Origin of the sequence: Pseudonocardia sp. SID8383 (assembly GCF_009864975.1) — a bacterium.
In the GTDB taxonomy this organism is placed as follows: Bacteria; Actinomycetota; Actinomycetes; order Mycobacteriales; family Pseudonocardiaceae; genus Pseudonocardia; species Pseudonocardia alni.
This window is the reverse complement of sequence record NZ_WWFY01000907.1, coordinates 1-493: the sequence shown is the minus strand read 5'-3', so window position 1 is coordinate 493 and position 493 is coordinate 1. Positions and strand designations below refer to the sequence as shown.

Genomic DNA, 493 nt, shown 5'->3' with positions numbered 1-493 from the left:
GACGCCGAGGCCGCCGTCGTCTCGGCCGGGCTGATGGAGCTGGGCGCGGTCGTCTGCACCGCCCGCTCGCCGCGCTGCGCGGACTGCCCGGTCGCGGCCCGCTGCGCCTGGGTGGCGGCCGGCAGGCCCGCCTACGACGGTCCGCGCAAGCCGGTCCAGGGCTTCGCCGGCACCGACCGGCAGGTACGCGGCAAGCTCATGGACGTGCTGCGCACCGCGCCCGGACCGGTCGAGCGGGCCGCGCTGGACGCCGTCTGGTCCGACGCGGGCCAGCGGGACCGGTGCCTGCACTCGCTGCTGGTCGACGGCCTGGCCGAGCAGACCGACGACGGCCGCTTCGCCCTCCCCGTCTGAGCGGGGGACCGATGCCCAGCACCGTCCGCTTCCGGCTCGACGACGACGGCGCCGCCGCGCTCACCGCGCTGCGCGACCGGCTCGCCGCGGCCGGGATCCCGGTCGCGGCCGGGACGCCGCACGTGACCGTCGCCGCGGC

General features: G+C 79.1%; 1 pseudogene. It reads left to right on the top strand.

Annotated features, from left to right (window positions below):
- Positions 1 to 354: pseudogene (locus GTW08_RS21640) on the top strand (A/G-specific adenine glycosylase); the annotation flags it as partial.
- Positions 355 to 493: the final 139 nt, after the last annotated feature.